General features: G+C 67.8%; 6 protein-coding genes. 2 read left to right on the forward strand and 4 right to left on the reverse strand.

From position 1 onward, the window contains the following. Nucleotides 1-127, reverse strand: a 127-nt coding sequence (locus VFL64_RS08260) for a MarC family protein (protein WP_489539903.1), incomplete at its 3' end; no start/stop codon positions are given. Between the two features lie 5 nt (nt 128-132). Further along, nucleotides 133-1,932, reverse strand: a complete 1,800-nt coding sequence (mutL, locus tag VFL64_RS08265) for a DNA mismatch repair endonuclease MutL (protein ID WP_489539898.1) — start codon at nt 1,930-1,932, stop codon at nt 133-135. 36 nt (nt 1,933-1,968) lie between these two features. On the opposite strand from mutL, the gene VFL64_RS08270 reads away from it, so the two are divergent. Beyond that, the gene (locus tag VFL64_RS08270; RefSeq protein WP_489539899.1) at nt 1,969-2,616 is read left to right on the forward strand and encodes a DedA family protein; all 648 of its coding nucleotides are present in this window, start codon (nt 1,969-1,971) and stop codon (nt 2,614-2,616) included. Between the two features lie 6 nt (nt 2,617-2,622). Here VFL64_RS08270 and VFL64_RS08275 read toward each other — a convergent pair whose 3' ends face one another. Next, nucleotides 2,623-3,936, reverse strand: coding sequence for an N-acetylmuramoyl-L-alanine amidase (locus VFL64_RS08275; RefSeq protein ID WP_489539900.1), 1,314 nt, complete (start codon nt 3,934-3,936; stop codon nt 2,623-2,625). After that, complete coding sequence (gene tsaE, locus VFL64_RS08280) at nt 3,933-4,373, reverse strand: tRNA (adenosine(37)-N6)-threonylcarbamoyltransferase complex ATPase subunit type 1 TsaE (RefSeq protein WP_489539901.1); 441 nt, start codon at nt 4,371-4,373, stop codon at nt 3,933-3,935. Before tsaE ends, VFL64_RS08275 begins: the two co-directional genes overlap by 4 nt. A 24-nt stretch (nt 4,374-4,397) precedes the next feature. On the opposite strand from tsaE, the gene queG reads away from it, so the two are divergent. Next, the coding region (gene queG / locus VFL64_RS08285) for a tRNA epoxyqueuosine(34) reductase QueG (RefSeq protein ID WP_489539902.1) at nt 4,398-5,277 on the forward strand (880 nt) is incomplete at its 3' end.

Raw genomic sequence — 5,277 nt, forward strand, 5'->3', positions numbered from 1 at the left:
GCACGGCCACCCAACGCCGGCGCTGCGGCGCCACCTGTCGCATCACCGGGATGAAGATCGGCAAGCTGCCAAGCGGATCGAGCACCAGCAGCAAGAGAATGAAGGCCGACAGAAAAGTATGGTCCATGCCGCTCAGCGCCCACGCCAGAACAAGGCGTCGAGCTCTTTCATCGTGATCTGCCGCCAGGTCGGGCGGCCGTGGTTGCACTGGTCGGCGCGCTCGGTGCGCTCCATGTCGCGCAGCAGGGCGTTCATCTCGTCGAGCGTGAGCTGGCGGTTGGCGCGCACCGCGCCGTGGCAGGCCATGGTCGACAGGATCTCGTGCTGCGCGCGCTGGATCACGCTGCTGGCGTCGTACTGCGCCAGCTCGGCGATCACACTGCGGGCCAGCTCCACCACATCGCCGCCCGCCAACGCCGCGGGACGCGAGCGCACCACCAGGGTAGCGGCCGACAACACGGAAACGTCGAGCCCCAGCGTCAGCAGGTTCTCAGCCTGCGCCTGCGCCGTCGCGATCTCCTGCGGCGTGGCGGCGAAGGTGGCCGGAATCAGCAGCGGCTGCGATTCGATGGCCGCCGCACCCAGGCTGGCCTTCAGGCGCTCATAGACGATGCGCTCGTGCGCCGCATGCATGTCGACAATCACCAGGCCCTGGGCGTTCTCGGCCAGCACGAAGACGCCCCCGACCTGGGCCAGCGCCTTGCCGAGCGGCCAGTCGCCTGCGGGCAAGGGCATTGCGGGAGCACCCGCCGGAGCCGGCACGGCCCAGGCCGCCGGCGCCTCCTGTGCGTACAGCACGGCGGCCTGCTCCAAGCCGAGCGAGGCTTGCGACACACTGGGCGTGAAGGCCGAGGTGTAGTTCGGAAGAGCGGGGGCCGACACAGCACCTATCGACAGCTGACCAGGTGGCATGCCCGCCGATGCCTGCGGTGGCGCGAGGCCTGCCTCCACCGCCCGGCGCACCGCCTGGTGCACCTCGCGCGAATCGCGGAAACGCACCTCGATCTTGGTCGGGTGCACGTTCACGTCGACGCGGTCCGGTGCGATCTCGATGAAGAGCACGTAGGACGGCTGGCGCCCACCGTGCAGCACGTCTTCGTACGCCGATCGCACGCCGTGCGCCAGCAGCTTGTCGCGCACATAGCGGCCGTTGACGTACACGTACTGCTGGTCGGCGCGAGCGCGCGCGGCCGCCGGTGTGCCGGCACGGCCGGTGATACGCAAAGGGCCGGCCTCGAACGCCACCTCGCGGCTCTCGACGACGAACTCCTCGCCCATCACCTCGCGCACACGCTGGCCAGTCGCGCTCGCCCGCCGCCACTGTTGCACCAGCTTGCCTTCGTGCCAAACGGCAAAGCCCACGTCGGGCCGCACCAAGGCGTGACGGCGCACGGCCTCGATGCAATGGGCGAGCTCGGTCGCATCGGTCTTGAGGAACTTGCGCCGCGCCGGTGTGCTGAAGAACAGCTCGCGCACTTCGACGCTCGTGCCGACGCCCCGGGCCGCCGGCACCAGCTCACCGGAACGGGCATCGATGCGCTGCGCATGCGCCACGCCTTCGGTGCGGCTGGCGATGCTCATCTCGGCCACCGAAGCAATGGCCGCCAGCGCCTCGCCGCGAAAGCCCATGGTGGACACGCTCTCCAGCTCGTCGAGCGACGCGATCTTGCTGGTGGCGTGTCGGCGCAGCGCGAGCGGCAGTTCGGTTGCCGGAATGCCGGCACCGTCATCTTCCACCACGATGCTGCGCACGCCGCCCGCCATCAGCTTGACGGTCACTTCTGTGGCGCCGGCATCGAGCGCGTTGTCGACCAGCTCGCGCACCACCGAGGCGGGGCGCTCCACCACTTCTCCTGCCGCAATCTGGCTGATCAGCTCGTCGGGGAGTTCGCGGATCGGGCGCCGGAGTGCGGGCAGGGTCGGGGCATTCATCGAATCATTGTAAGAAGGCCACCATAATTCCGCCGCATGGACATCCTCGCTTTCCTCCTCGACTTCATCCTGCACGTCGACGTGCACCTGGCGAACTTCGTGGCGACCTACGGCACATGGGTCTATGCCCTGCTGTTCCTGATCATCTTCGTCGAAACCGGTGTGGTGGTGATGCCCTTCCTGCCGGGTGATTCGCTGCTCTTCGTGGTGGGTGCCCTGTGCGGCGCCGGCCTCATGAACCTGCCCTTGTCGATCGGCCTGCTGACTGCGGCGGCCATCCTCGGCAACCAGAGCAACTACGCGATCGGGCGCTACTTCGGACCGCGGGTGTTCCAGTGGGAGAACTCACGCTTCTTCAACAAGAAGGCATTCGACCAGGCACACGCCTTCTATGAGAAGTACGGTGGCGTGACCATCGTCGCCGCACGCTTCATGCCCTTTCTGCGCACCTTCGCACCCTTCGTGGCCGGTGTGGCGCAGATGACGCGCAGCAAATTCACCTTCTACGACGTGAGCGGTGGCGTGCTGTGGGTGGGCGGCGTCACGCTCGCGGGCTATCTGTTCGGCAACATACCGTGGGTGAAGGAACACCTCGACAAGATCATCTGGGGTGCCATCCTGCTGCCGGGGCTGCTGGTGATCTTCGGCGCCTGGAAGGCGCGCCGCAAGGCCGCCGCAGCCTGACCTTGTTCAAAGCTGCCGGTTGCGTGCCAGCGGCGGGTTCTTGGCGAAGTAGCGCTTGATGCCTGCCGTGAGCGCGTCCACGAGCTGATCGCGGTAGTCCTCGCTGCGCAGCTTCTTCTCTTCTTCCGGGTTGGAGATGAAGGCCGTCTCCACCAGGATGGAGGGCACATCGGGCGCCTTCAGCACGGCGAACCCGGCCTGCTCCACGCTGCCCTTGTGCAGATGGCCCACCTTGCGGATCTGACCCAGCACCTCGCCGCCGAGCTTGAGGCTGTCCTTGATCTGCGCGGTGGTGCTCATGTCGAGCAAGGCGCGCATCACGCTGGCGTCCTTGGCCTTGATGTTGACGCCACCCACCATGTCGGCGGCGTTCTCCCGGTCGGCCATCCAGCGCGCCGCGCTGCTGGTCGCACCGTTCTGCGACAGGGCGAACACCGAGGCGCCGCGCGCCGTCGGCTTGAAGAAGGCGTCGGCGTGGATGGAGACGAACAGGTCGGCCTGCACGCGCCGCGCCTTGCGCACGCGCTCTTGCAGCGGCACGAAGAAGTCGCCGTCGCGGGTGAGCATGGCGCGCATGCCGGGCAAGGCATTCAGGCTGTCGCGCAGCTTGAGGGCGATGGCCAGCACCACGTCTTTCTCGCGCAGGCCGGAGGGCCCGCTCGCGCCCGGGTCTTCGCCACCATGGCCCGGGTCCAGCGCCACGATGATGAGTCGGTCGATGCGCGATTGCGTCAGCGGCGGCGCAGAAGCAGCCGCCACGACCGGCGGCGCCGACGCGGCCGGCCGCGGCCCCACGGGCTTGTTCATCTTGTCGAGGAACTCGCCCAGCGCATCTTGCACCGCCTGGGCGGCCTTCTGCTCGGCCTGCTGCTTGTCCTGGATGAGCGCCAGCAGCGGATCGCGCTCCTGCGTGGGCTTGAGGTCGAACACCGCGCGGTACTGGTAGGCCGCCACAGGCGCCAGGGTGAAGAGCTGCGGCGCGGTGGGCTGCTTGAGATCGATCACCAGGCGCACCACGCGCGGCTGGTTCTGGCCCACGCGCACACCGGCGATGAAGGGGTCGTCGGACCTGACCTTGCCGACCAGTTCGCGCAGCTCGGGGCTCAGTTCCAGGCCGTCGATGTCGATCACCAGGCGCGCCGGGTTCTCGGCCATGAAGTGGCGCAGCGAGAGCGCGCTGTCGGATTCGAGCGTGACGCGCGTGTACTCTTCGGCCGGCCACACGCGTACCGCGACGATGCTGGCGCCGAACGCGATCTCGTGAGCACCGAGCAACAGCACCACGCTGCCCAGCCCCTGAAGCAAATCGCGCCGCTTCATGGCAGAAGCTCCAGTCCGCGGGGGGTGCAGGCGTCGAAGGTCACTCGGCGTTCGTCCCCATCCAGCGGCACGAGTTCCATGCGCAGGTCGGGCACGGGTAACAAACCCGCGGCCTGCTCGGGCCATTCAGCGAGCTTCAGGCCGCTGCTGGCGAATACATCACGAAAGCCGGCGTCCTCGAACTCCTGCGGATCCTTGAAGCGGTAGAAGTCGAAGTGCCAGATCGACAGGTGCGGCACCTCGTACGACTCCATCACCGCGTAGGTCGGGCTCTTGATGCGCCCCTGCACCCCCAGCGCCTGCAGCAGGTGGCGCACGAAGGTGGTCTTGCCGGCCCCGAGCGTGCCATGCAGTTCGATGAAGGCTTCGCGAAGCGCCGGCCGCTGTGCCAGCGCTCGCGCGGTGGCATCACAGGCGGCTTCGTCAGCCCAATGCACGCTGCGGGTTCCTAGAATCGACAAATGACCGGCGCTCTCGAGAAGTTGGATGGTGAAGGCCTGCTCACGCAGTTGCGTGCCTGGGCCGGGGTGCTCGGATTTTCCCAGATCGGTGTGGCCGATGTGGATCTGTCTTCCGCCGAACCCGGGCTGTTGGCGTGGCTGCACAACGGCTTTCACGGCCGAATGGCCTACATGGCCGCGCATGGCGTGAAGCGCGCACGGCCGGCCGAGCTCGTGCCCGGCACGGTGCGCGTGATCACCGCCCGCATGGACTACCTGCCGCGCCACACGCCCGGTGAATGGCAGGCCGTTGAATGGCGGCACCTGGGTGACCCTGCGCAAGCCGGTGTGTCGATGTACGCGCGGGGCCGCGACTACCACAAGGTCTTGCGCTCGCGACTGCAGAAGCTCTCCGAGCGCCTGGCCGAGGCTGTGGGCCCTTTCGGCCACCGCGTCTTCACCGACTCGGCGCCGGTGCTCGAGGTGGAACTCGCCTCGCGCAGCGGCATCGGCTGGCGCGGCAAGCACACGCTGGCGCTGCACCGCGAGGCGGGGTCGATGTTCTTCCTGGGTGAGATTTACGTCGACCTGCCACTGCCCTTGTCCGAGCCGGTGGGCTCGCATTGCGGCAGTTGCAGCGCCTGCATCGACATCTGCCCCACGCAGGCCATCGTCGCCCCCTACCGGGTGGATGCGCGGCGTTGTATTTCTTACCTGACCATCGAGCACGATGGCCCCATACCCGAGGCCTTGCGCGCGCCCATGGGCAACCGCATCTACGGCTGCGACGACTGCCAGCTCGTCTGCCCGTGGACCAAGTACGCGCAGGCGAGCCCGCTCGCCGATTTCGACGTGCGGCCGACGCTCGACGCGCCGACGCTGCTCGACCTCTGGGCGTGGG

The organism is Rhizobacter sp. (assembly GCF_035702065.1).
Taxonomy (GTDB): domain Bacteria; phylum Pseudomonadota; class Gammaproteobacteria; order Burkholderiales; family Burkholderiaceae_C; genus Rhizobacter.

Bases quoted from the DNA above. Each gene is read 5' to 3' on its own strand.
- mutL (WP_489539898.1), bottom strand. From the start codon at position 1,932: ATGAATGCCCCGACCCTGCCCGCACTCCGGCGCCCGATCCGCGAACTC.
- VFL64_RS08275 (WP_489539900.1), bottom strand. From the start codon at position 3,936: ATGAAGCGGCGCGATTTGCTTCAGGGGCTGGGCAGCGTGGTGCTGTTG.
- VFL64_RS08270 (WP_489539899.1), top strand. From the start codon at position 1,969: ATGGACATCCTCGCTTTCCTCCTCGACTTCATCCTGCACGTCGACGTG.